The sequence below is a fragment of the Blastococcus sp. SYSU D00695 genome (assembly GCF_054050555.1).
In genome coordinates this window covers 169,109-192,595 of the sequence record NZ_JBJGZP010000005.1, presented here as the reverse complement: position 1 = coordinate 192,595, position 23,487 = coordinate 169,109, and the positions used below count along the sequence as shown (strand labels likewise).

The window sequence follows — 23,487 nt, the reverse complement described above, 5'->3', positions numbered from 1 at the left end:
GACCCCTAACGCGGTCCCCCCGCGCGCCAAGACCCCTGACGCCGTCCCCCCGCGCGCCGAGAGCGGCGAACTCGGCGGCATCAGCCGCTGATACCGCCGAGATCGCCGATCTCGGCGGAGTAGCGGGGGTGGGGAGCGGAGCGGCGGGGGTGGGGAGCGGAGCGGCGGGGGTGGTCGCGGGGGCGGGGAGGTCGACCGTGCGGTCGGCGAGCGCGGCCAGCACCGGGTCGTGGGTCACCAGCAGGACGGTGACGGTCCCGCGCAGCGAGGCGAGGACGGCGGCCACCCGGGCCGTGGCGGCGGCGTCGAGCGAGGCGGTCGGCTCGTCGAGCAGCAGCAGCCGGGCGCCGCGGCGGACCCGCACGAGGGCCCGCGCCAGGGCCACCCGCTGCAGCTCGCCGGGGGAGAGGGTCTCGCACGAGCGGCCGGCGAGGTCGGCGGCGCCCACCCGGGCCAGCACCTCGACGACGTGGGCCTCCGCGACGACCTCGTCGACGCCCGGCGCCGCACCGGCGTGCCGGCGGAGCTCGTCGGCGACGGTCGCGCCGGTGGTGCGCGGGTGCTGGGGCACCCAGGCGACCGCGCCGGTGGGCACGCCGCCGACCGTGCCGGCGACCACCGCGTCCGGCGGCAGCACCCCGGCCAGGGCGGCCAGCAGCGTCGACTTGCCCGAGCCGCTGCGGCCGCGCAGCGCGACGAGCTCGCCGGGGCGGACGGCGAGGTCCACCGGCGGCAGGGCCGGCACGCCGCGACCGGGGTGGCGCACGGTCAGGGCGGTGACGGCGAGGTCGGCGCCCCGCGGGTCGTCGTCGTCCCCGCCGGCCGCGACCACCGCGGCCTTGCCGTCGTCGGCGGCGAGGACCGCGCGGGCCTCGGCCGCCGCGAGCGTGGCGGCCTCGCCGGCGTGATGGGCGGAGCCGAGGGCGCGCAGCGGCGCGAACGCCTCGGGGGCGAGCAGCAGCGCGGTCAGCGCGACCGCCAGCGGCAGGTCGCCGTGCACCAGCCGCAGGCCGGCGGTGACCGCGACCAGCGCCACCGACAGCGTGGCGATCAGCTCGAGCACCAGCGAGGAGAGGAAGGCGAGCCGGAGGGTGGCCAGGGTGCGGCGCCGCGCGGCCTCGCCCAGCCCGGCGAGGGCGGTCACCTGCTCGGCGGCCCGGCCGAGCCCGACGAGCACGGGCAGCCCGCGCACCAGCTCGGCGACGTGCGCGGCGATGCGGTCCAGCGCGCGGGCCGACTCCGTCGTCCCGTCGCGGGTGGTCAGGCCGACCAGGACCATGAACACCGGCACCAGCGGCAGGGTGACGGCGACCAGGACCGCCGACAGCAGGTCGGTCCAGGCGAGCACGACGAGCAGCAGGGGCGGCACCACGAGCGTCTGCGCCAGCGCCGGCAGGTACGTGGCGAGGCCGGGCGCGAGGTCGGCCAGCCGCGTGGTGGCCAGGACGGCGGCCGGGCCCGGGCCGCCGGCCGCCTCGACGGCGGCGGGCGAGCCGGCCAGGCGCGCCAGCAGCCGCTCGCGCAGCTGCTCCTCGGCGCGCCGGGCGTCGCGGGCGGCCAGCAGCTCGCCCACCGCCCCGGCGACCGCGCGCAGCACCGCGCCGCCGGCGGCCACCGCCAGCGGGGGGAGGACGGCGCCCTCGGCGTACCCGGCCGCGCGGGCGACGGCGGCGGCCAGGCCCGCGGCCAGCAGCACCAGCCCCGCCGCCTGCCCCAGCGCGGCGACGGCCGCCCGGGCCAGCGTGCCGCGCAGCGCCGGGACGCCCGCCAGCGCCGCCAGCGGTCCCCGGGCGGCGCCGGTCGCGCGCGGCGCCCTGCTCACGCCGGCACCTGCTCCGGCTCGTGCGCGTGCTGCGGCTGCGCGGTCAGCCGCTTGCGGAACACCCAGTAGGTCCAGGTCTGGTAGGCCAGCACCACCGGCAGGCCGATCCCGGCGGCCCAGGTCATGACCGTGAGCGTGTAGTCGCTGACCGCGGCGTCGGCGACGGTGACGTCGAAGGCGGCGTCGACGGTCGAGGGGATGACGACCGGGTAGGCCGCGCCGAAGATCGTGGCGGCCGCGGCCGCGAGCATCGTCCCCCAGGCGGCGAACGCCTGGCCCTCGCGGCCGGCCCGCAGCCGCGCCCAGGCCAGCACCACGGCCAGGGCCGCGACCAGCCACAGCACCGCGGTGACCGGCGTGCCGTACCGCAGGTGCACGATGCCGGCCCAGCCCAGCAGCGGCAGCGCCGCGACGGGCGCCCAGCGCAGCGCCAGGGCGTGCGCCGCGACCCGGAGCGGCCCGTCGGTCTTCAGCGCCAGGAACACCGCGCCGTGCACGACCGAGTAGGCGAGTACGGCGACGGCGCCCAGCAGCGCCGGCCAGCCCAGCCCGGCGAGCGGGCCGCCGACCCGGTTGCCGTCGGCGTCGATCGGCAGCCCGAGCGTGGTCGCGCCCAGCGCCGCGCCGATGCCGGCGGCGGCGATCAGCGAGCCGCCGGTGATGACCCACGTCCAGGTGCGGTCCCAGGTCTCCGTGTGGTGCGAGTGCCGCCACTCGAAGGCCACCGCCCGGATGATCAGCCCGAAGAGCACGAACACGAACGGCAGGTACAGCGCCGGCAGCCAGGTGGCGTACCAGCCGGGGAAGGCGGCGAACACCGCGCCGACGGCGGTGATCAGCCACACCTCGTTGCCGTCCCAGACCGGGCCGATGGTGCGCAGCATGAGGTGCCGGTCGGCCCGCCCCTCGACGCCACCGCGCCGGCCGAGCACCGGCAGGAGGGCGGCCACGCCGAAGTCGAAGCCCTCGAGCAGGAGGAAGCCGATCCAGAGCACCGCGACCGCGGCGAACCAGAGGGTCTGCAGGTCCATGGCGATACCCCGATCAGTACGCGAAGGAGAGGACGTCGTCGTCGCGGTCCGGCCGCGAGCGGCCGCCGGAGGACGGGCCGCCGTCGCCATCGCCGTCGTCCCGGTCGTCGTCCCGGGCGCGCTGCGAGGGCAGGGCGACCGGCGTGGGGTGCGCGTCCCCGGTGGTGACGCCGCGGCGGACGAAGCGGGTGATGAGCCACAGCTCGACCACCGCGAGCGCGCCGTAGACGGCGCTCAGCGCGATCAGCGACGTGAGCACCTCGCCCGCGCTGACGCCGGGGGAGACGGCCTGGGCGGTGAAGAAGTACACCTGCTCGCCGACCGGGACGTCGGGGTTCGGGTAGACGACGAAGGGCTGGCGGCCCATCTCGGTGAAGACCCACCCGGTGGCGTTGGCGACGAACGGCGCGGCCACGGCCAGCAGCGAGCCGTAGACGCCGATCCGCGAGGTCGGTACCCGGCCCCGCCGGGTGGCCCACAGCGCGTAGGCCGCGACGGCCGCCGAGACCGCCCCCATGCCGATCATCAGCCGGAAGCTCCAGTAGGTGACCGCGAGCAGCGGCGTGTAGTCGATCTCGCCGCCGGCCCGGTCACCGAAGGACGGGTCGTCGGGGTAGGTCGTGCCGTAGGTCTCGGCGTACCGCTCCTGCAGCTCGTTGACGCCGGGGACGGCGGTCTCGAAGTCGCTGTGCGCGAGGAAGGACAGCAGGCCGGGGACGGTCCAGGAGTGGACGTCGTCGCACTCGTTGGAGCCCAGCTTGCCGAAGGCGAAGATCGAGAAGGGGGCCGGCGACTCGGTCTCGCACAGCGCCTCGGCCGAGCTCATCTTCAGCGGCTGCTGCTGGTACATGAGCTTGCCCTGCCAGTCGCCGGTGACCGCGACGAGCACGAACGCGGCCAGCGACACGAACCCGCCCAGCCGCACCGACCGCCGCCACACCTGGTGATCCACGTCGGTGTCCGGCTGCTGCGCCAGCTTCCGCCGGCGCAGGTGCCACAGGCCGATGCCGACCAGCAGCGCGCCGGCGACCATGAGCGCGGCGACGATCGCGTGGCTGAAGGCGGCCAGTGCGGTGTTGTTGGTCAGGACGGCGAGGAAGTCCACGTGCTCCGGCCGGCCGTCCGCGCCGACCTCGACGCCGACGGGGTGCTGCATCCAGGAGTTCGCGGCGATGATGAAGTAGGCGCTCACGATCGAGCCGATGACCGCGGCCCACAGCGCGGCCAGGTGCAGCTTCTTGGGGATGCGTCCCCAGCCGAAAATCCACAGGCCGAGGAACGTGGACTCGAGGAAGAAGGCCAGCAGCGCCTCGAGCGCGAGCAGCGCGCCGAACACGTCGCCGACGAAGCGCGAGTACTCGCTCCAGGCGAGGCCGAACTGGAACTCCTGGACCAGTCCGGTGGCGACGCCCAGGGCGAAGTTGATGAGGTAGATGCGGCCCCAGAAGCGGGTCATCCGCAGCCACTCGGGCTTGTTCGTCCGCACCCACATCGTGTGCATGACCGCGACCAGAATCCCCAGGCCGATGGTCAGCGGCACCATCAGGAAGTGGTAGACGGTGGTGATCCCGAACTGCCAGCGGGCCACGTCCAGTGTGTCCAGTCCGAGCACGTCCACCCGGGGTCTCCTCGCGCCGTCCGATCCGACGTATCCTTTCTACGTCGCGTAGAAGAAGAGTTCTACACGTTGTAGAAAATCGGGCGTGTGACACGCCGGACAGGAGGAGCGATGGCCTCGCTGGGGGACCTCGAACGCGCCGTCATGGACCGGCTGTGGGCCGCCGCCGGCCCGCTGGCCGCGACCGACCTCCGCGACGCCCTCGCCGACCGCGGCCTGGCGCTGACCACCGTGCACACGGTGCTCGGCCGGCTGGAGGCCAAGGGGTTCGTCGCCCACGACGAGGCCCGCCCGCGCCGCTTCCGGCCGACCGCGACCCGCGAGGAGCACGCGGCCGAGCTCATGCACGAGGTGCTCGGCCAGGCCGCCGACCGGCAGGCGGTCCTGGCCCGCTTCGTCGGCAGCGTCGACGCCGAGGAGGCCGCGCTGCTGCGCCGGCTGCTGACCGGTCCGGACACCGCGGCCGCCCCGACCGCCTGACGTGCTCCCCGCCACCGCCGCCACCCTGGCGGTGCTCGCCGCGCTGCTGGCCTGGCCGGTGCCGGCCCTGCTGGGCCGGGCCCGCTGGCCGGGGCGCGACCCGCTCGTCGCGCTGGTCAGCTGGCAGGCGCTGGGCCTGGCCGGTGGCCTGTCGATCATCGGCGCGCTGCTGGTGCACGGGCTGGCGCCGTGGGGGCACTCGCTGCCCGAGGCCGGCTGGCACCTGCTCACCGGGGCCCCAGCCGCCGGGCGGGTCCGCGGGGACCACTGGGTCGCGCTGACCCTGGCCGGGGCCCTGGCCGCCCAGCTGCTCGGGGTGCTCGCGCTGTCGTGGTGGCGCACCGCCCGCGCCCGCCGCCGGCACCGCGAGCTGCTGGAGGTCGTCGTCCGGCCGGCCGACACCGTGCCCGACGCCCGGCTGCTGGACACCCCCGCGCCGGTGGCCTTCTGCATCCCCGGCGCCCGCCCGCTGCTGGTCCTGTCCGCCGGGATGGTCGCCGAGCTCGACGACGCCCAGCTCGCCGCCGTCGTCGCGCACGAGCGGGCCCACCTGCGCGAGCACCACCACCTCTACCTGCTGCCGTTCGTGGCGTGGGAGGCGGCGCTGCCGGTGCTGCCCGCCGCGGCCCGCGCGCACGTCGCCGTCCGCACCCTGGTCGAGATGCGCGCCGACGACGTCGCGCTGGCGGCGGTGCCCGGCCCCGACCCCCGCCGCACCCTGGCGCGGGCGATCGTCGCGGCCGGTGCCTCCAGCGGGGGCGACGGCGTGCCGTCGGGGGCGCTGGCCGCGTCCGGCGGGGCGGTCACCGCCCGAGTGCGGCGGCTGCTGGAGCCGCCGGCGCCGCTGCCGGCCGCGGTGCGCGCCGCGGTGCTGACGGCGGCGGTGCTGCTGCTCGCCGTCCCGACCGCGCTGCTGCTCCTCCCCGCCGTCCTCTGAGCCGGCCGTCCGCCGAGCCCGCCGTCCGCCGAGCCCGCCGTCCTCCGAGCCCGCCGTCCGCGCACTCTGCGGGGCGATTCCGCACCCTGCGGGCGGGATCCGGCCCGCAGGGTGCCGATCCCGCCCGCAGGGTGGGGCCGCGCCGGGCCTGGGGCGGGTCAGCCCGCCGGCAGCGGGGAGGGGGAGTCGACGCCGGTGAGCTCCACCGAGCGGGCCCACAGCGCGGCGGCCAGCCGCGGGTCGCTGGCGGCGGGGGTCCGGCCGACCAGGGTGGGCGCCCCGCGGGTCTCGGCCAGCCGGCTCGGCCCGGCGTAGCCGCCGCCGGGCAGGTCCGCGGTCGCGGCGAAGAGCGTGGGCAGCGCGCCCTCGGCGGCGCTGGTGGCCACGACCCGGTTGGCCACCCCCATGAGCGCGTCCCAGGCGCGGTTGCCGGTGTGGCCCTGCAGGTTGGTCGCCGCGTAGCCGGGGTGGGCGGCCAGCGCCCGCAGGCGCGACCCGGCGGCGGTCAGCCGCCGCTGCAGCTCCAGCGTGAACAGCAGGTTGGCGAGCTTGGAGGCGGCGTAGGCGGCGGTGGGGGAGTAGGGACGGCGCCGCCAGCCGAGGTCGTCCACGTCGAGGCCGCCCATCCGGTGGGTGGACGAGGAGACGGTGACGACCCGGTCGGTCAGGTGCGGCAGCAGCAGGTTGGTCAGCGCGAACGGGCCGAGGTGGTTGGTGCCCAGGTGGGTCTCGAACCCGTCGACGGTCTCCCCGGCGGGCACCCACATCACGCCGGCGTTGTTGACCAGCACGTCCAGCGGGCCGCTCCAGCCCGCGGCGAACGCGCGCACCGAGGCGAGGTCGGCCAGGTCCAGCCGGCGCACCTCGGTCGACCCGGGCAGCCCGGCCGCGACCGCCGCCCCGCGCGCGGGGTCCCGCACGGCGAGGACGACGTGGGCGCCCGCGGCGGCCAGCGCGCGGGCGGTCTCCAGCCCGAGCCCGCTGGTCGCGCCGGTGACGACCGCGGTGCGGCCGGCCTGCGGCGGGAGGTCGACGGGGGGCTCCGACCCGGTGCGGGCGCTCGTCATGCCGATCCAGCGTAGGCGCGGGTCGCCGGCCGGTCGTCCGGCAGCGGGCCGGTGGCCGCCCCGTTGCCCGGCAGCGGCGCGAAGCCGCGCAGCCGCAGGCTGTTGGTCACCACGAACACCGAGCTGAACGCCATCGCGGCGCCGGCGATCATCGGGTTCAGCAGCCCGGCGACGGCCAGCGGGATCGCCGCGACGTTGTAGGCGAACGCCCAGAACAGGTTGCCCTTGATGACGGCGAGGGTGCGGCGGCTGAGCCGGATCGCGTCGGCGGCGGCCCGCAGGTCGCCGCGGACCAGCGTGAGGTCGCTGGCCTCGATCGCCACGTCGGTGCCGGTGCCCATCGCCAGCCCCAGGTCGGCCTGGGCGAGCGCCGCGGCGTCGTTGACGCCGTCGCCGACCATCGCCACCACCCGGCCCTCGCCCTGCAGCCGCCGGACGACGGCGGCCTTGTCGGCGGGCAGCACCTCGGCGATCACGTCGTCGATGCCGACCTCGGCGGCCACGGCGCGGGCGGCGCGCTCGTTGTCGCCGGTGAGCAGGACCGGCCGCAGGCCCAGGTCGCGCAGCTGGCCGACGGCCGCGGCCGAGGTCGGCTTGACCGTGTCGGCGACGACGAGCAGCCCGCGGGCGGCGCCCTCCCAGGCGACGGCGACGGCGGTGCGCCCGGCGGCCTCGGCCGCGGCGCGCGCGGTCTCGAGCTCCGCGGGCAGCGGCACCGACCGCTCGGCCAGCAGCCGCGGCCGGCCCACGACGACCGCGCGGCCCTCGACGGTGCCGGTGACCCCGAGCCCCTCGACGTTGCCGAACGACACGACCGCCGGCAGCTCACCCCGCTCCGCCGCCGCGCGGGCGACCGCCTGGCCGATCGGGTGCTCCGACGCCGCCTCGAGCGCGCCGGCCACCCGCAGCACCGCCGCGGGGTCCTCGCCGGCCGCGGGGACGACGTCGTGCAGCGCCATCCGCCCGGTGGTGACGGTGCCGGTCTTGTCCAGCACCACCGTGTCGACCCGGCGGGTGGACTCCAGCACCTCCGGGCCCTTGACGAGGATGCCCAGCTGCGCGCCGCGCCCGGTGCCGACCATCAGCGCGGTCGGCGTGGCCAGCCCGAGCGCGCAGGGGCAGGCGATGATCAGCACGGCGACGGCCGCGGTGAACGCCGCGGGCAGCCCGCCGCCGGCGCCGATCCAGAACCCGAGCGTGGCGACGGCGAGGGTGAGCACCACCGGCACGAAGACCGCCGAGACCCGGTCGGCCAGCCGCTGCACCTGCGCCTTGCCGTTCTGCGCCTCCTCGACCAGCCGGGCCATCTGGGCCAGCTGCGTCTGCGCGCCGACCCGGGTGGCGCGCACGACCAGCCGGCCGCCGGCGTCGACGGTGCCGCCGGTGACCGCGTCGCCCGGGCCGACCTCCACCGGCACGGGCTCGCCGGTCAGCATCGAGGCGTCGACGGCCGAGGACCCCTCGGTCACCACGCCGTCGGCGGCGATCCTCTCCCCGGGCCGGACGACGAACAGGTCCCCGACGGCGAGCTGGGCGGCCGGCACCCGGTGCTCGGTGCCGCCGCGCAGCACCGACACCTCCTTGGCGCCGAGCTCCAGCAGCGCGCGCAGCGCCGCACCCGACCGCCGCTTGGCGCGCGCCTCGGCGTAGCGGCCGGCGAGCAGGAAGGTGGTGACCCCGGCCGCGGCCTCCAGGTAGACCTGCCCGGCGCCGTCCGCGCGCTCGACGGTGAACGAGAAGGGGTGGGTCATGCCGGGTGTGCCGGCGGTGCCCCAGAACAGCGCGTACAGCGACCACGCGAACGCGGCGAGGGTGCCGAGGGAGACGAGGGTGTCCATGGTGGCCGCGCCGTGCCGCAGGTTGGTCCAGGCCGCCCGGTGGAACGGCAGCCCGCCCCACACGACGACCGGCGCGGCCAGCGTCAGCGACAGCCACTGCCAGTACTGCACCTGCAGCGCCGGCACCATCGCCATCGCCACGACGGGCACGGTCAGCGCGAGGGAGACCAGCAGCCGCGTGCGGAGCGGCCGATCGGCGTCGGTCTCCGCGGCCGGCGCCTCGGGCTCCGGCTCGGGCAGGTGTGCCGTGTACCCGGTCTTCTCCACCGTGGCGATGAGGTCGTCGACGGGGACGTCGCCGGCGACGGTCACCCGCGCCTTCTCGGTGGCGTAGTTGACGGTGGCGGTGACGCCGTCCATCCGGTTGAGCTTCTTCTCCACGCGGGCGGCGCAGGAGGCGCAGGTCATCCCGCCGATGAGCAGCTCGAGCTGGACGGGGGCGGGCTCGGTCGCGGGCCGGGTCATGCGGGGACCTCCACGGTGAACTCCGCGGTGCGGACGACGTCGCCGTGCCGGAAGTCGAGGAACAGGCGGTAGGTGCCCGCCGAGGGAGCGGTCGTGACGAAGGCGACGTGCGGCCCGGGCGCGGGGGCGGCGCCGTCGGCCGGGTCGGCCGGGTGCACGTGCAGGTAGGCCAGGTCGCCGGAGCGCAGCACCACGAGGTGGCCGTAGGCCCCCAGGTAGGGCTGCAGGTCGGTCACGGGGACGCCGTCGCGGCTGACGCTCAGGGTCAGCTCGGTCTCCGCGCCGTCAGTGAGGGTGCCGGTGAGCACGACGGTGTACCCGTCGACCTCGGCGGTCGCGGCCGGGGGTGGCAGCTCCGCCGGCGCGAGGTCACCGGGCACGGACACGTCCGCGCCGAGGGTGAGGCCCGCGCCGAGGGCCGAGGGGGTGGTGTCGGCGACCAGCCGCCAGCTGCCCGGGGTGAGGTCCAGCGGGACGGTCCAGGTGCCGTCCGGGGACGGCGTGGGGTGCACGTGCTGGTACCCGCTGAGGTCGCGGCGGACGGCGACCAGGTGCAGGTCCTCCTCGTGCACGACGTCGAAGGCGGTCACCGGCGCGCCGTCGGGGCCGAGGACGCGGAAGGCCAGGGGCGTCGCCGGGCCGGCCGGCAGCGTGCGGGGGACGTCGAGGGTGTAGCCGGCCTCGCTCACCGACAGCCCGCCGACGGCGACCTCCCCTCCCGCGCCGTCCGACGCCGAGTCGTCCTCGTGCCCGCCGTCGGCGTGGGGGTCACCGCCGTGGCTGTCGGTGCCGTGCGTCGCCGCGGCGGGCTCGGCGTCCACCGGCCCGACCGCGGCGCCCACCCCCAGGGCGGCGCCGAAGGCGGCGGCCAGCCCGAGCGCGAAGGCGGCGACCCGCCCCGTGGTGCCCATGGCCGCGGGTCAGCTCCCGGCCAGCTCGTACCCGGCCTCCTCGACGGCGGCGGCCACGGCGGCCTCGTCGAGGGGGGCGTCGCTGGTGACGGTGACCGCGCCGATCGGCAGGTCGACGTGGACCTCGCTGACGCCGGGCAGGGCGCCGACCTCCTCGGTCACGGCGGAGACGCAGTGGCCGCAGGTCATGCCGACGACGGTGTAGGTGCTGGTGCTCACGGGGATCTCCTCGGGGTGTCGGGTCAGCTGCGGACGAGCCGGGCGATGGCGGCCGAGGCCTCGCGGACCTTCTCGTCGGCCTCGGGGCCGCCGGCCTGGGCGGCCGCGACCACGCAGTGCGCCATGTGCTCCTCGAGCAGCCCCAGCGCCACCGACTGCAGCGCGCTGGTCATCGCCGAGACCTGGGTGAGGATGTCGATGCAGTACTTCTCGTCCTCGACCATCCGCTGCAGGCCGCGGGCCTGGCCCTCGATGCGGCGCAGGCGCTTGAGGTAGTCGTCCTTGCGGGAGATGTACCCGTGCGGGGCGTGCGCCGTGCCGTCGTCCATGGCGCGAACCATACCCCCGTTGGGTATCGGCGTCCAGCGTCCCACGGTGCGCTGCTCAGCCGGCGTCGTCCCGGTCGGCCTGCAGCCGGTCGACCGCCCCCTGCAGCCGGGCGGTGTCGGCCCGGGCGTCGGCGAGCTCGTCCTGCAGCCCGACGATGACCTCCGCGGAGGCGAGGGTGTGCCCGTCGTCGAGCAGCGCCCGCAGGCGGGCGGCCACGGTCAGCTGGGCCCGGGAGTAGCGGCGGTGGCCGCCGGGGGAGCGGTGCGGGTGCAGGGCGCCGGAGCCGTCGAGGCTGCGCAGGAACGCGGCCTGCACGCCCAGCAGGTCGGCGGCCTGGCTCATCGTCAGCGCGGGGTAGTCCGGGTCGTCCAGCCGGCGCAGCGGGTCGGCCGGGCCGTCCCGCTCCTCGGGTGTGCCCACGGTGCTCCCTCCTCCCGGGACGACGGAGGGCCGGACCTCGGCGGTCCGGCCCTCCGGCCCGATCCCGTCGCCGCCCGTGCGGGCGGCGACCGCCGCCGTCAGCTCTCGACCGCCGGCTGCTCCGACTGCCCGTGCTCGCCCTCGATGGTGCGCGGCTGCACGGTGGCCGGCGTGTCGGCCCGCGTGACGGTGATCTTGCGGGCCCGGGCCTTCTCGGCCACCGGGATGCTCAGGGTGAGCACGCCGTCGTGGTAGTGCGCCTCGAGGCGGTCGGTGTCCAGGCTGCGGCCGAGCACCAGCTGGCGGGTGTAGCTGCCGAAGGGGCGCTCCGCGACGGTCCACTCGGCGCCCTCGATCTGCGGCACCGAGCGCTCGGCGCTGATCGTGAGCGTGTTGCCCTCGACCGACAGGTCGATCGACCCCGGGTCGACGCCGGGCAGGTCGAAGTGGGCGACGAAGTTGTCCCCGACGCGGTAGGCGTCCATCGGCATGCCCGACAGGGGGCGGGCGGTCGTCGAGCCCGAGCGGCCGGTCAGCTGGTCCAGCGCGCGGAAGGCGGCGGACGTGGCGGCGAACGGGTCGTAGGCGGTCAGCATCATGGCTGGTCAACCTCCTGGTGTCGCTGGGTGCGGTTCGCTGCCCGAGGAGAACCTCTAGTGGCAAGTGGAGATTACCTCGGTCGTGCGTTCCTGTAAACGTCTCCCGTGTGCTGGTGTTCCCCCGGGCTGCGGGGCGGCGGCGCCCGGGTGCCCGGGGTTGCGGGACGGGCCGAACGGGGCAGGAGGGCACCGTGGACGACATCTCCAGCGATGCAGCAGCACCCGCCGGCCCGCACGTCCTCGACGTGCAGGAGCACCGAGGCGGCGAGGTCTGCACCCTGACCCTCACCGGCGAGCTGACCGAGGCCGCCCGCCGGCCGCTCGTGCGCGCCGTCACCGACGTGCTGCTTGAGGAGCCCACCCTCCGCCGGGTCGAGCTGCGGCTGGGCGAGGTGACGTTCATGAACTCCGCCGGCATGGCCGTGCTCGTGCAGCTGCAGAAGATGACAGCGCCCCGGGGCGTGGACGTCGTCCTCGTCCGGCCGCGCGCCGTCGTCGCCCGGCCGCTGCAGCTGTCGGGGCTCTGGCACCGCTTCCCGGTGCTCGAGACGTGAGCCGCGAGCGGCCGCGGCCCGAGCGGTGCGCGCCCGGGACCGCAGCCCCGCCGCTCCCGTCACCGGCCGGGCACCCCCGCGCGCGTGCGCGGGGGAACCGGTGCCGGTCCTTACCCTGACCGGGTGCCTGCCTCCCCGCACGACCACACCGGCCACTCCCACGGCAGGGACCCCGACGCGCCCCCGCCACCGCCCGAGGTCGTCGCCCGCCGGCGCCGCGCGGTCCGGCTCATGCTGGTCCTGCTGGTCCCCGTCGGCCTGGCCACCGTCGTCGGCCTGGTCTGGCTGTGGCCCTCCGGCGAGCCCAGCCGCGCGCAGGAGGCCGCGGAGGTCCAGCTGCCCGCCGGCACGACCTACCCCGACGGCCGGGTCGTCTCCGTCGACCCCTACGACTGCTCGCTGCCGGCCGGGGACGACGGGACGGTGCAGGAGCTGACCTGTGCCTCGGTCGTCGTCGAGGTGCTGGAGGGGGAGGACGCCGGGGAGTACCGGCAGCTGGACCTGCCCGCGGAGGTGTACGCCTCGGGGATCGACGTCGACGACGTCCTCGTGCTCAGCCGCGACGGCGGGGCCGAGGGCGGGGCCACGGTCGCCTTCGCCGACTACGAGCGCACCACGCCCATGGTGCTGCTCGCGATCCTGTTCGCGGTGGTGGTCGGCGCGGTCGCCCGGCTGCGCGGGCTGGCGGCGCTGCTGGGGCTCGCCTTCGCGTTCGTCGTCCTGCTGCAGTTCATGCTGCCCGGCCTGCTGGAGGGGTCCTCGCCGACGGCGGTGACCCTGGTCGGCTCGGCGGCGATCATGTTCGTCGTCCTCTACCTGGCGCACGGCTTCTCCGCCCGGACGACGACGGCGCTGGTCGGCACGCTGTTCGGCCTCGCGCTGGTCGCCGGCCTCGGCGCGATCGCGGTGGCTGCGGCCCGGCTGACCGGCCTCACCAGCGAGGAGACGGTGACCCTGCAGGGCTACGACCCGGGGCTGGACTTCTCCGGGCTGGTGCTCGCCGGCGTCGTGGTGGCCGGGCTGGGCGTGCTCAACGACGTCACCATCACCCAGGCCTCGGCGATCTGGCAGCTGCACGAGGTGGACCCCTCGCTGGGGTGGCGGCAGCTGTACCTGCGGGGGATGGCCGTCGGCCGCGACCACATCGCCTCCACCGTCTACACGGTCGTGTTCGCCTACGCCGGCGCCGCCCTGCCGCTGCTGCTGCTGTTCGAGCTGTACTCCCGCCCGGCCGGGGTGACCCTCACCAGCTCGGGGCTGGCCGAGGAGGTGATCCGTACGCTGGTCGGCGGCATCGCGCTCGTGCTGGCGGTGCCGGTGACCACCGCCGTCGGGGCGTTCTTCGCGACCGCCTCCCAGACGGCCTCGGGATCGGAGTCGCAGTCCATGTCGGACAAGGGTCTGGCCGCGCTGCGGTCGCGGTTCGCCCGGTGACGGGGGCACCCGCGGCCGCCCTGCTCGCCGCCGCCCGGGCGGCCGAGGGCTTCATGCCCGACGACGAGGGCACGGCGCTGTACGAGGCCGCCCGCTCCGTCGCCGTCCCTGGGCCGCTGCTGGAGGTCGGCAGCTGGATGGGGAAGTCGGCGCTGTACCTGGCCGCCGCCGCCCGCGAGACGGGCCGGCAGGTGGTCACCGTCGACCACCACCGCGGCTCGGAGGAGCACCAGCCCGGCTGGGAGTACCACGACCCCGCGCTCGTCGACCCGCACGTGGGGCGGGTCGACACCCTGCCGCGGTTCCGGCGGCAGGTCGCCGAGGCCGGCGCGGAGGACGTCGTGATCGCCGTCGTCGCCCGGTCGGAGGCGCTGGCCCCGCTGTGGGCGACGCCGCTGGCCCTGCTGTTCCTCGACGGCAGCCACACCGAGGAGTCCGCCCGGCGCGACCAGGACGCGTGGGTCGCGAAGCTCGCCGTCGGCGGCACCCTGGCCATCCACGACGTCTTCCCCGACCCCGCCGACGGCGGGCAGGCCCCGTACGGCGTCTACCAGCGGGTGCTGGCCTCCGGGGACTTCACCGAGCTGCCCGGCGCCGGGTCGCTGCGGCTGCTGCGCCGTGAGCGCTGACCGGCTGACCGCCGAGCGGGACGCCGCCCGCGCCGCGATCGCCGCGCTGACCGGGGAGTTCGACGCCGTCGTCGCCGCCTCGCAGTCGTCCAACGCCGACGACGAGCACGACCCCGAGGGCGCGACCATCGCCTTCGAGCGGCAGCAGGTCGCGGCGCTGCTGGAGGCCGCCCGCCGCCGGCTGGCCGACGCCGAGGCCGCCCTGGCACGCCGGGCCGCCGGCGCCTACGGCGTGTGCGAGAGCTGCGGGCGCGACATCGCCCCCGAGCGGCTGGCGGTGCGCCCCGCGGCGCGCACCTGCATCGTCTGCGCCCGCTGACCCCACCCCCGCCCGCGCCTCCCTGACCCGCTCCCGCGCCTCCCTGACCCGCTTCCCGCCCCCGCCGCGCTTCCCGCCCCTGTCTGCCGAGATCGGCGATCTCGGCGGCATCGGGGCCTGATGCTGCCCAGATCGCCGATCTCGGCAGGGGTCCCGGGGGTCTCGGCAGGGTCCCGCGGGCCCAGGGGGTCGGGCGGGGTCGCGGCGGGTCAGCTGACGTAGCGGCGGGCGGTCGACCGGCGCTGGACGGCGTCGAGGGCCGCGAACCGCGCCTCGGCGTGCGGCGGGAGGACCCGACGCTCGCGCACCAGCCACGGGACCCCGCGGGCCGCGGCGAGCAGGCCCTGCGCGGTCACCCGGTCCCGGGGCAGGGTGCGCAGCAGGTGCGCGGTGCGGCGCAGCGCGGGCCACAGCGGCCGGCGCAGCCACGTCGTCCACAGCGTGTTGCGGATGCCGTCGCGGCGGCGCCGGTGCGCGTCACGGACCCGGGACGCGCGGTGGTGCACGGTCAGCGCCGGCAGGTAGCACAGCTCCCAGCCGGCCGCGGCCAGGTCGCCGGCCATCAGCTCCTCCTCCCCGCCCAGCCACAGGCGCGGGGAGAAGCCGCCGACCGCGGTGAACGCCTCCCGGCGCACCACCGAGGCGCCGGCCAGGAAGGAGCCCAGGGCGGGGCCGGGCAGCCAGCCGGCACCGGGCACGGGGGAGTCGCGCAGCTCCGGCACGATCGGGTCCTCCCGCCCGCCGGGCTCGACCAGGATCCGGGCCGTCACGACGGCGAGCCGGGGGTGGGCGTCGAGCACGTCGGCGGCGGTGCGCAGCGAGCCCGGTTCCCACCAGGTGTCGTCGTCGCAGAAGGCCACGTAGGGGGTGCCCACCCGGGCGACGCCGACGTTGCGGCCGATCGCCCCCAGGTTGTCCGGGCTGGCGACCAGCTCCACCTGGGGGAACCGGAACCGGACGGCGGCGGCGGTGCCGTCGGTCGAGCCGTTGTCCACGACGACGACGTGCGGCCGCTCGGGCAGCGCGACCAGCCGTTCCAGTGCGAGCAGCAGCTCCGCCCGCCGCTGGTGGGTGATGACGACGACGGCCACCCGCGGGTCCCTCACCCGCCCCCTCCCTCCAGCAGCCGCCGCTGCGCGAGGACGGCGTCGGGCACCCGGCGGCGCCGCCGCACCGCCCGCGGCAGGTCGGGCAGGGCCCGGGCGAGACCGCGCCGCTCCGCGGGGCCGGCCCGCAGCGCGGCGAGGACCACCCCGGCGACGTGGCGCACCGGCAGCCGCATCACCGCGGTGAGCACCCGCGACCGCCAGATCGCCGTCCGCCGCGCCGCCGGGTCGTGCCGGCGGGACGAGGGGTGGTGGTGCACGGTGACCGAGTCGACGTAGGCCAGCCCCCAGCCGGCCGCGGCCAGGTCGAGGGTCAGCCGCTCCTCCTCGCCGGGGAACCGGACGACCGGGTCGAAGCCGCCGACGGCCAGGAACGCCTCGGTGCGCACCATCGCCCCGCAGGCGACGAACCCCAGCAGCGACGGGCCGGGCAGGCCCGGCCCGGTGCCCAGCGGGCTGGCGGCCATCTCCGCGCACACCGGGTCCAGCCGCTCCTCGGGGCCGACCAGGATCCGGGCGTTGAGCACCGCGAGCCGCGGGTGCTCGCGCATCACCGCCGCGGCCCGGGCCAGGTCCCCCGGTGCCCACCAGCTGTCGTCGTCGGCGAAGGCGACGAACGGCGTGCCCGCGCGCTCGGCGCCCAGGGTGCGGGCGCGGGCACCGACGTTGCGGGCCAGCGGCAGCACGGTGACGTCGGGGTGGGCGGCGCGGACGGCGTCGACCGACCCGTCGGTGGAGCCGTTGTCGACGAACACGACGCGCGCCTCGTGCCGGGGCATCGAGGCGAGGAGGTCCTCGCGGCGGTCGCGGCTCATGACGACGACCGTGACGTCGTCGGTCCCCGCCGGGCGGGGTGAGCGCTCGGTGGACGTGCTGGTCACGTCCGGGGACCGTGCCCAGTCCCGGCCCGGCTCAACCGGCTCGGGGCTCGAACTCCTCGTCGGCGTCGACCGGCGGGAGGGCGGCCGGGTCGGCGAACAGCCCGCTGCCGCCCGTGGCGCCCGCGAGCGCGTCGGCGGCCAGCACCACCGCGGCCGCGGTCCACGTGGTGCGCTCGACCGGCCAGCGCTTTCCGTCGGCGAAGACCAGCCCGGTCCAGTAGGCGCCGTCGTCGTCGCGCAGGTGCTGCATGGCGGCCACCTGCTCGAGCGCGTCGTCGGGCCGGCCGGCGGCGGCCAGGGCCAGGGCCAGCTCGCAGGTCTCGGCGCCGGTGACCCAGGGCCGGTCGGCCACGCAGCGGATGCCCAGCCCCGGGACGACGAACGCCGGCCAGGAGGCGGCCAGCCGCTCGTCGGCGTCCGTGCCGGTCAGGGCGCCGGCCAGGACCGGGTAGTACCAGTCCATCGAGTAGCGCGACCGGTCGGCGAACGCGGCCGGGCGGTGGCGCAGCGCCGCGCCGAGGCCGACCGCGGCCAGCTCCCAGTCCGGCTGCGGCTCACCCAGCAGCGCGGCCAGCGCCACCCCGCAGCGCAGGGCCTGGAACTGGCTGGCGTTGCCGGTGAGCAGGGCCGTGTCGTCGGGGGTGCCGTCCGGGCGCAGGGCCCAGCCGATCGCCCCGGTGGGCAGCTGCATGCGGGTGACCAGGTCCAGGCCGCGGCGCACGGCCGGCCACAGCTCGGCCACCAGCTGCTCGTCGCCGGTGACCAGCCACCGGTGCCACAGGCCGACGGCGAGGTAGCCGGCGTGGTTGCTCTCCACGCCCGCCTGCGTCTCCCTCCAGCCGGTGCCCGCCGGGCGCAGTTCGGCGGCCCAGGAGCCGTCGGGGCGCTGCCGGCCGGCCACCCAGCGGTAGGCGGCCGCGGCGCGGTCGGGGCGGCCGCCGACGTCCAGCGCCATCGCCGCCTCGACGGAGTCCCACGGGTCGAGCTGGCCCCCGCGGAACCAGGGGAGCGCGCCGTCGGCGTCCTGCTGGTCGGCGATCCAGTCGACGGTCTGGCGCACCTGGCCGCCGGCGAGGACCCCCGGGAGCTCGGGGAGGTCCGCCGGCTCAGCGCGCAGCGGCCCGCTCCCGGTCCGGCCGGCCGGACCCGGCCGACCAGCGGCGGGCGGCGGGGGCGGCGGGGACCGCGGGCTTGTCGGCGTAGACCACGAGGCTCTTGCCGATGACCGGGTCGAGCAGCTTCTCGGCGGTGCGGGTGACCCACGGGCGCTCGGTGAGGTCCCAGACCAGCAGCCGGTGGTAGGCGCGGACGGCGGCGTTGTCGCGCTCCACCCCGGTCGCGCACTTGAGCCACCAGAACGGCGCGTGCAGGGCGTGCGCGTGGTGCTGCGGGCCCGGCTGCAGGCCCGCCTCCGCCAGCCGGGACCGCAGCTGGTCGCCGCGGTAGATGCGGATGTGGCCGCCCTCGTTGGCGTGGTAGGTGTCCGACAGCGCCCAGCAGATCCGCTCCGGCAGCCAGCGGGGCACGCTGACGGCGACGCGGCCGCCGGGCTTGAGCACCCGGGCGATCTCGGCCATGGCGGTGCGGTCGTCGGGGATGTGCTCGAGCACCTCGGCGGCGATGACCCGGTCCACGCTGGCGTCGGGCACCGGCAGGTGGAGCAGGTCGCCGCGGACCGACGCCGCGGCCGCGCCCGCCGGGGCCTCGCCGGTCTCGGCGATCGCGGTCAGCCAGGTGCGCGTCGTCCGGACCTCGTCCACGCCCCAGTCCAGCGCCACGACGCGGGCGCCGCGCCGGTAGGCCTCGAACGCGTGCCGCCCCTCGCCGCAGCCCAGGTCCAGCAGGGTCATCCCCGGCCGGAGGTCGAGCAGGTCGTAGTCGACGGTCAGCACGTGCGCGTCCTCACTGGGCGGCCCTCTTCCGGTCGAGCACCTCGGCGTACCAGTCGGCGGTGCGCTCGGCGGCCGAGCGCCAGGTGTAGCTGGCGAGGACGCGGCGCCGGCCGGCCCGGCCGAGCTGCTCCTGCAGTCCGGGGGAGTCCAGGACCAGCCGCAGGGCCTCGGTGAGCTCGCCGACGTCCCCGGCCCGCACCCGGATGCCCGCCTGCGTCCCGACCACCTCGGGCAGCGCGCCGGCGTCGGTGGTCACCAGCGGGGTGCCACAGGCCATCGCCTCGATGGCCGGCAGCGAGAAGCCCTCGTAGAGCGACGGGATCGCCACCACCGCGGCCCGCTGCAGCAGGCCGACGAGGTCGGCCTCGGGCAGCGACCCGGTGAAGGTGACCGCGTCGTGCAGCGCGAGGCGGTCCAGCGCCGTCTGCGCCGGGCCGCCGGGGCGGGCGCTGCCCACCACGGTCAGGTGCACCGGCCGCTCGGTGCGCAGCTTGGCGACCGCCTCCAGCAGGTGCACCAGCCCCTTGAGCGGGACGTCGGCGCTGGTCACCACGACGACCGACTCGGGGTCGCGCGGCCGGCCGGCCGGCGGCGGGGTGAAGACGTCGGGGTCGATGCCGACCGGGATGACCGAGATGCCCTCCGGCGGCACGCCCAGGTGGGTGCCGATGTCGGCGCGCGAGTTCTCCGACACCGTGGTGATCGCGTCCAGCCGTGGGGCGACGCGCGCCTGCATGCGGGTGAAGGCGTACCAGCGGCGCAGGGTGAGCTTGCGGGACCGCGAGGGCGCGGCGGCCAGCTCCAGCTCGCGGTCGATGGCCACCGGGTGGTGCACCGTGGCCACCGTCGGGATCCCGGCGCGCACCAGCCGCAGCAGCCCGTAGCCGAGGCTCTGGTTGTCGTGGACGACGTCGAACTCGTCGCGGCGGGCCAGCAGCAGCCGCGCCGCGCGCAGGCTGAACGTCAGCGGCTCGGGGAACCCGGCGACGGCCATGGTCGCCCACTCGGTGACGTCGATCCAGTCGCGGATCTCCGACGGCCGGACCACGCGGAAGGGGTCGGGCTCGCGGTACAGGTCGAGGCTGGGCACCTGCTCCAGCGGGACGCCCTCGTCGAGCTCGGGGTAGGGCTGACCGCTGAGGACGCGCACGTCGTGGCCGAGGTGCGTGAGCTCGCGGGAGATGGCCCGGACGTACACGCCCTGCCCGCCGCTGTGCGGCTTGCTCCGGTAGGACAGCAGTGCGATGCGCAGCGGCCGTCCCATGACCCGGACTCTAACGACCCGGTTCCGGCGGCCGGGATCGCCCGGTCGGGTGCGCGGCGCCGCGGGGGGCTGACAGGGTGGCTGCATGATGCGCCACGTGGTCGTGTTCACCTGGTCCGACGACGCCGACGAGGAGCGCCGGGAGGCGACGCTCGCCGAGCTGCGGCGCCTGCCGGAGACCGTCGGCGGGATGACCTCCTTCGCCGTCGGCCCGGACGCCGGCCTGCGCCCGGGCAACGGGCACGCCGCGCTCGTCGCCGACTTCCCCGACGCGCAGGCCTGGCGCCGCTACGCGGAGGACCCGGTGCACCTGCAGGTGATCGCCGACCACGTGACCCCGATCCTCGCCGCGCGCACCGCCGTCCAGTACGAGGTCTGAGCCGCCGCCGGTCGTCCACAGCCCGCGGCGCCGTCCACAACCCGCGCCGGCGGGGACCGCCGGGTGTCGCGGGCGGTCACGGTCGGGGCATGGCCGAACTCCCGCACCCTCCCGTCCGCGTCTCCGGCCCGGGGGAGGTCGCCGCAGCCCTCCCGGCCCTGCTGGGGTTCGCCCCGCAGGAGTCGGTGGTGCTCGTCGCGCTCGGCGGGCCCGGCGGGGAGCGCGTGGGCATGGTCGCCCGGGCGGACCTGCCGGCGGGGGACACGGCCGTGGGCACGGCGGGGGACGGGGCCGGGGGGACGGCCCGGCGGATGGCCGCGGAGGTGCTGGACCGGGTCGCGGGCAGCGGCGCGACCGGGGTCCTGGTCGTGGTCGTCTCGGAGGCTCCCGACGTGCTCGAGCGGGCGGTCCCGCGCGGCGGGGACGTGCCGGGGCTGCCGCACCGCGACCTCGCCGGCGCCCTCGTGGCCGCCGCGGACGCCCAGGCGGTGCCGGTGCGGGAGGTGTTGCTGGTGCGCGCCGGGCGGTGGTGGTCCTACGACTGCCCCCGCTCCTGCTGCGCGCCGGGTGCGGGCACCCCGCTCCCGGTGGGCGTCTCACCCGTGGAGGCCGCCGCCGTCGCCGGCGGTGCGGTCGTGGAGCGCGCCCGCTCCGCGCTGGCCGACCGGATCGCGCCGCCGTCGGCGGACGCCCGGCGGGCGTGCGCGTCGGCGGTCTGGGAGGCCGCCGGCAGCCCGCACGGGTGGGAGGCGGTGACCGCGGCCCTGCGGCGTTGCGCGCCCGGGCGCACCGGGGGGCTGCCCGATCCCGACGTCGCGGCCGTGGTCTGGGCGCTGAACGACCGCGACCTGCGCGACCGCGCGCTCGGCTGCGCCCTGGGCGAGGACGCCGCCGCCGCGGAGACGCTGTGGACCGAGTGCACCCGCCGGGCGCCGGCCCCGCTGGACGCCGCGCCCGCGACGCTGCTGGCCGTCTCCGCCTGGCTGCGCGGGGACGGCGCGATGGCCAACGTGGCCCTCGACCGCGCACTGACCAGCCGGCCCGGCTACTCGCTCGCCCTGCTGCTGGCCGAGGCGCTGTCCCGGGCGCTGTCCCCGGCCGACCTGCGGCTCGTCGTCAGCGAGGTCGCCGGGCGGGCCGGCTGAGTGCCGCGCGGCCCGGTCACAGCAGGGCGGGGCGCTCCCACGGCCGGTCCAGGACGTGCTCGGCGAGGAACGCCAGCACCGTCTCGTACCAGACGATCGAGTTGCCGGGGGTCAGCACCCAGTGGTTCTCGTCCGGGAAGTACAGGAACCGCGACGGGACGCCGCGCTTCTGCAGCCCGTACCAGAGCTGCAGCGCCTCCCCGATCGGCACCCGGTAGTCCCGGTCGCCGTGGATGACCAGCATCGGGGTGCGGATGGCGTCGACGAAGCGGTGCGGGGAGTGCAGCTCGTAGCGGCGCGGCTCGGTGAACGGGTCGCCCCACTCCTTCTCCCAGAAGTAGGCGGCGTCGGTGGTGCCGACGAACGAGTCGAGGTTCCACAGGCTGGCGTGGGTGACGATGGCCCGGAACCGGTCGGTCTGCGTGGCGATCCAGTTGGCCATGTAGCCGCCGAACGACCCGCCCATCGCGGCGGTCCGCTCCGCGTCCAGGTCGGGGCGCTCCAGCGCGGCGTCGACGGCCGCCATCAGGTCGGTGTAGGGCGCCTCGCCCCAGGCGCCCCAGCCGCGGCGGACGAAGTCCTGCCCGAAGCCCTGCGACAGCGCGGGGTTGGGCAGCAGGACGGCGTAGCCGCGGGCCGCCATCACCCACGGGTTCCACCGCCACGACCAGGCGTTCCAGCTCATCAGCGGCCCGCCGTGGACCCACAGCAGCAGCGGGGCGGGCGACTCGGCCGACGCGCCCTCGGGCAGCACCAGCCAGGACTGCACGCGGCTGCCGTCGGCCGCGGTCGCGGAGACGTCGTGCACGGTGCCGGGCAGCGGGCCGAGCGCGCCGGGGGAGGGCAGGCCGGGCGGCTGCTGCATCGGTGCCGCGGGGTCCAGCCGCACCGGCGTCGGCGGCTCGTCGTAGGCCGACCTCAGCGCGTACAGCGCGCTCCCGTCGAGGGCCACCCGCAGGTCGCTGTAGGCGCCGTCGGCGGTCAGCCGGACCGGCTCGCCGCCACCGGCTGGCACCCGGAACAGCGCGTGCCGGCCGTCGTCGTCGGCGAGGAAGTACACGGCCGTCCCGTCCGCGGCGAACTGCGGGGCGCTCGGCCACCGGTCGAAGCCGGCGGTGAGGTCACGGGTCGTCCCGGAGGCGACCTCGACGTGCAGCAGCGTGTAGTCCGGCGGCTCGGCGTAGCTGGACAGGCTCTCGCGCACGCAGACGACGGCCGACCCGTCGGGGGAGAAGCGGGCGGAGTGGACGTCGGCCAGCGGGTCGTCGACCAGCGGCCGGGACGCCCCGGTGGCGGTGTCGACGAGCGCGAGGCGGGTGCGCTGCCCGGCGGGCCCGTCGGGCACCGACTCGACGACCAGCAGCAGGCTGCCGTCGGGGGACAGCGCCGGGTCGTCCCCGCCGCCGGCCGGCGGCAGCGCGCCGGGCGTGAGGTCGCGCAGCACGACCGGCTCCGGCGCGGCGCCCGAGGGGTCCTCGGCCGGCAGCTGCCCGGCCCAGAACAGGTGGGTGGTGTCGGGGCCGAGGTCGGCGTCCCAGTGCCGGACCGGGTAGCGCTCGTGCAGCACCGCGGTGACCCCGGCGTCCTTGCGCGCCGCGCGGCGGGCGGACTCGGCCTCGGCGTCGTCGGCGCCGGGCATCGCCGGGGCGACCACGACGACGTCCCCGCTGCCGGCGGCCACCGTCACGCCGGCGACGCCGGCCGGGTGCGCCACGACCAGCCGCGCCTCGCCGCCGTCGGCCGGCAGGCTCCACAGGGCCGGCTTCGGCTCGCCCGCGTCCGGCCCGGCGCCCGGGTCCGGGCGGGCGGAGGTGAACAGCAGCGTGCCGTCGGGGGCGAAGACCGGCGCCGACTCGCCGGGGGCGCTGCGGGTCAGCCGCCGCGGGGGCCGCTGCCCGTCGGGGTCGACCTCCCACAGGGCCGACACCCACTTCTTCCGCGGCGGGTCCAGCGTCTGCACCGACACGGCCAGGCGCCGGCCGTCGGGGGAGAGCGCCAGCCCGGTCACCCGTGGCAGGGCGACGAACGCGGCGAGGTCGGCGAACGGGTCCGGCGCGGCGGCCTCCCCGGCCGGGGCGTCGGGGGCGGGGGTCGTGACGTCGGCCTGGCTCACCCCGGCCACGTTAGTGACCGGCCGCCGGCCCGGC

The 23,487-nt window shown here is 77.2% G+C and carries 24 protein-coding genes; 8 read left to right on the top strand and 16 right to left on the bottom strand.

Annotation, left to right across the window (positions count from 1 at the left end; translation table 11 throughout):
• From ACI781_RS05625 to ACI781_RS05615, 3 genes are all read right to left on the bottom strand, one after another.
• Window positions 1-1,822, bottom strand: a 1,822-nt coding sequence (locus tag ACI781_RS05625; protein ID WP_456565092.1) for an ATP-binding cassette domain-containing protein, incomplete at its 3' end; no start/stop codon positions are given.
• On the bottom strand, window positions 1,819-2,853 hold the full coding sequence (gene cydB, locus ACI781_RS05620; protein ID WP_456565091.1) for a cytochrome d ubiquinol oxidase subunit II: 1,035 nt from the start codon (window positions 2,851-2,853) through the stop codon (window positions 1,819-1,821). The genes cydB and ACI781_RS05625, both read right to left, overlap by 4 nt.
• 13 nt (window positions 2,854-2,866) lie before the next feature.
• A complete protein-coding gene (locus tag ACI781_RS05615) occupies window positions 2,867-4,471 on the bottom strand; it encodes a cytochrome ubiquinol oxidase subunit I (protein WP_456565090.1) in 1,605 nt (534 codons plus the stop codon).
• Window positions 4,472-4,582: 111 nt separating this feature from the next.
• Here ACI781_RS05615 and ACI781_RS05610 point away from each other — a divergent pair, with 111 nt between their 5' ends.
• Both ACI781_RS05610 and ACI781_RS05605 read left to right on the top strand, forming a co-directional pair.
• Window positions 4,583-4,951, top strand: coding sequence for a BlaI/MecI/CopY family transcriptional regulator (locus ACI781_RS05610; protein ID WP_456565089.1), 369 nt, complete (start codon window positions 4,583-4,585; stop codon window positions 4,949-4,951).
• Window position 4,952: 1 nt separating this feature from the next.
• Window positions 4,953-5,888 carry a M56 family metallopeptidase gene (locus tag ACI781_RS05605; RefSeq protein ID WP_456565088.1) on the top strand — a complete coding sequence of 312 codons (936 nt, stop codon included), beginning with the start codon at window positions 4,953-4,955 and terminating at the stop codon, window positions 5,886-5,888.
• Window positions 5,889-6,046: 158 nt separating this feature from the next.
• Here the strand turns inward: ACI781_RS05605 and ACI781_RS05600 are convergent, their stop codons facing one another.
• The 7 genes from ACI781_RS05600 to ACI781_RS05570 all read right to left on the bottom strand — a co-directional run bounded on the left by ACI781_RS05600 (window position 6,047) and on the right by ACI781_RS05570 (window position 11,737).
• Window positions 6,047-6,955: an oxidoreductase gene (locus tag ACI781_RS05600; protein ID WP_456565087.1), complete on the bottom strand. Its 909-nt coding sequence runs from the start codon at window positions 6,953-6,955 to the stop codon at window positions 6,047-6,049.
• Window positions 6,952-9,258, bottom strand: a complete 2,307-nt coding sequence (locus tag ACI781_RS05595; RefSeq protein ID WP_456565086.1) for a heavy metal translocating P-type ATPase — start codon at window positions 9,256-9,258, stop codon at window positions 6,952-6,954. The genes ACI781_RS05600 and ACI781_RS05595 overlap by 4 nt, the downstream gene beginning before the upstream one ends.
• The gene (locus ACI781_RS05590; protein WP_456565085.1) at window positions 9,255-10,169 is read right to left on the bottom strand and encodes a hypothetical protein; all 915 of its coding nucleotides are present in this window, start codon (window positions 10,167-10,169) and stop codon (window positions 9,255-9,257) included. The genes ACI781_RS05595 and ACI781_RS05590 overlap by 4 nt, the downstream gene beginning before the upstream one ends.
• Window positions 10,170-10,178: 9 nt before the next feature.
• Window positions 10,179-10,388 carry a heavy-metal-associated domain-containing protein gene (locus ACI781_RS05585; protein ID WP_456565084.1) on the bottom strand — a complete coding sequence of 70 codons (210 nt, stop codon included), beginning with the start codon at window positions 10,386-10,388 and terminating at the stop codon, window positions 10,179-10,181.
• 23 nt (window positions 10,389-10,411) lie between these two features.
• Window positions 10,412-10,717 carry a metal-sensitive transcriptional regulator gene (locus tag ACI781_RS05580; RefSeq protein WP_456565083.1) on the bottom strand — a complete coding sequence of 102 codons (306 nt, stop codon included), beginning with the start codon at window positions 10,715-10,717 and terminating at the stop codon, window positions 10,412-10,414.
• 55 nt (window positions 10,718-10,772) lie between these two features.
• Window positions 10,773-11,138: a helix-turn-helix domain-containing protein gene (locus ACI781_RS05575; RefSeq protein ID WP_456565082.1), complete on the bottom strand. Its 366-nt coding sequence runs from the start codon at window positions 11,136-11,138 to the stop codon at window positions 10,773-10,775.
• 98 nt (window positions 11,139-11,236) lie between these two features.
• Window positions 11,237-11,737, bottom strand: coding sequence for an Hsp20/alpha crystallin family protein (locus ACI781_RS05570; protein ID WP_456565081.1), 501 nt, complete (start codon window positions 11,735-11,737; stop codon window positions 11,237-11,239).
• 191 nt (window positions 11,738-11,928) lie between these two features.
• Here ACI781_RS05570 and ACI781_RS05565 point away from each other — a divergent pair, with 191 nt between their 5' ends.
• The 4 genes from ACI781_RS05565 to ACI781_RS05550 all read left to right on the top strand — a co-directional run bounded on the left by ACI781_RS05565 (window position 11,929) and on the right by ACI781_RS05550 (window position 14,673).
• Window positions 11,929-12,291, top strand: a complete 363-nt coding sequence (locus tag ACI781_RS05565; RefSeq protein WP_456565080.1) for an STAS domain-containing protein — start codon at window positions 11,929-11,931, stop codon at window positions 12,289-12,291.
• A 123-nt stretch (window positions 12,292-12,414) separates the two neighbouring features.
• Window positions 12,415-13,725, top strand: a complete 1,311-nt coding sequence (locus ACI781_RS05560; protein WP_456565079.1) for a YibE/F family protein — start codon at window positions 12,415-12,417, stop codon at window positions 13,723-13,725.
• Window positions 13,722-14,354, top strand: coding sequence for a class I SAM-dependent methyltransferase (locus tag ACI781_RS05555; protein ID WP_456565078.1), 633 nt, complete (start codon window positions 13,722-13,724; stop codon window positions 14,352-14,354). Before ACI781_RS05560 ends, ACI781_RS05555 begins: the two co-directional genes overlap by 4 nt.
• Window positions 14,344-14,673: a TraR/DksA family transcriptional regulator gene (locus ACI781_RS05550; protein ID WP_456565077.1), complete on the top strand. Its 330-nt coding sequence runs from the start codon at window positions 14,344-14,346 to the stop codon at window positions 14,671-14,673. Before ACI781_RS05555 ends, ACI781_RS05550 begins: the two co-directional genes overlap by 11 nt.
• A 209-nt stretch (window positions 14,674-14,882) precedes the next feature.
• Here the strand turns inward: ACI781_RS05550 and ACI781_RS05545 are convergent, their stop codons facing one another.
• Genes ACI781_RS05545 through ACI781_RS05525 form a run of 5 tightly spaced genes read right to left on the bottom strand, consistent with a single transcriptional unit; the run spans window position 14,883 to window position 19,816 of the window.
• Window positions 14,883-15,779 (bottom strand): glycosyltransferase family 2 protein, encoded by an 897-nt coding sequence (locus ACI781_RS05545; protein WP_456565076.1) that lies wholly within the window; start codon window positions 15,777-15,779, stop codon window positions 14,883-14,885.
• Window positions 15,776-16,660: a glycosyltransferase family 2 protein gene (locus ACI781_RS05540; protein ID WP_456565075.1), complete on the bottom strand. Its 885-nt coding sequence runs from the start codon at window positions 16,658-16,660 to the stop codon at window positions 15,776-15,778. The genes ACI781_RS05545 and ACI781_RS05540 overlap by 4 nt, the downstream gene beginning before the upstream one ends.
• 31 nt (window positions 16,661-16,691) lie before the next feature.
• Window positions 16,692-17,720 carry a prenyltransferase gene (locus ACI781_RS05535; RefSeq protein WP_456565074.1) on the bottom strand — a complete coding sequence of 343 codons (1,029 nt, stop codon included), beginning with the start codon at window positions 17,718-17,720 and terminating at the stop codon, window positions 16,692-16,694.
• Between the two features lie 46 nt (window positions 17,721-17,766).
• Window positions 17,767-18,552, bottom strand: coding sequence for a class I SAM-dependent methyltransferase (locus ACI781_RS05530; RefSeq protein WP_456565073.1), 786 nt, complete (start codon window positions 18,550-18,552; stop codon window positions 17,767-17,769).
• 10 nt (window positions 18,553-18,562) lie between these two features.
• Window positions 18,563-19,816, bottom strand: a complete 1,254-nt coding sequence (locus ACI781_RS05525) for a glycosyltransferase family 4 protein (RefSeq protein ID WP_456565072.1) — start codon at window positions 19,814-19,816, stop codon at window positions 18,563-18,565.
• Window positions 19,817-19,901: 85 nt separating this feature from the next.
• On the opposite strand from ACI781_RS05525, the gene ACI781_RS05520 reads away from it, so the two are divergent.
• Complete coding sequence (locus tag ACI781_RS05520) at window positions 19,902-20,195, top strand: Dabb family protein (RefSeq protein WP_456565071.1); 294 nt, start codon at window positions 19,902-19,904, stop codon at window positions 20,193-20,195.
• Between the two features lie 89 nt (window positions 20,196-20,284).
• On the top strand, window positions 20,285-21,340 hold the full coding sequence (locus ACI781_RS05515; RefSeq protein ID WP_456565070.1) for a DUF4192 domain-containing protein: 1,056 nt from the start codon (window positions 20,285-20,287) through the stop codon (window positions 21,338-21,340).
• A 16-nt stretch (window positions 21,341-21,356) separates the two neighbouring features.
• Here ACI781_RS05515 and ACI781_RS05510 read toward each other — a convergent pair whose 3' ends face one another.
• The gene (locus tag ACI781_RS05510; protein WP_456565069.1) at window positions 21,357-23,453 is read right to left on the bottom strand and encodes a S9 family peptidase; all 2,097 of its coding nucleotides are present in this window, start codon (window positions 23,451-23,453) and stop codon (window positions 21,357-21,359) included.
• Window positions 23,454-23,487: the final 34 nt, after the last annotated feature.